1 protein-coding gene and 1 pseudogene are annotated in these 267 nt (G+C 64.8%); both read left to right on the forward strand.

All coding sequences use genetic code 11. The features are described from left to right. Positions 1–109, forward strand: a 109-nt coding sequence (locus R0J92_RS23450; protein WP_411053446.1) for a large ribosomal subunit protein uL22, incomplete at its 5' end; no start/stop codon positions are given. 3 nt (positions 110–112) lie between these two features. Next, a pseudogene (locus tag R0J92_RS23455) lies at positions 113–267 on the forward strand (30S ribosomal protein S3); the annotation flags it as partial.

The following is a 267-nucleotide window of genomic DNA, read 5'->3' on the forward strand; positions in this document are numbered from 1 at the left end:
GATCGTGATGAAGCGCTTCCGTCCGCGTGCCCGCGGTCGGGTCGGGCGCATCGACAAGCCGTTTAGCCGTCTCACGGTGGTCGTCCGCGAGCGTGAGGAGAGCGCCTAAGTCATGGGTCATAAAATCAACCCCACCGGGTTCCGCCTGGGCATCAATCGCACCTGGGATTCGCGCTGGTTTGCGGCGCGTGACCAGTACGGCGACCTGCTGCACGAGGACCTGAAGCTGCGCCGCTACTTGAAGAAGCGCCTGCATCAGGCGGGCGG

It is taken from the genome of Tritonibacter sp. SIMBA_163, assembly GCF_046535935.1.
Lineage (GTDB): Bacteria > Pseudomonadota > Alphaproteobacteria > Rhodobacterales > Rhodobacteraceae > Epibacterium > Epibacterium scottomollicae.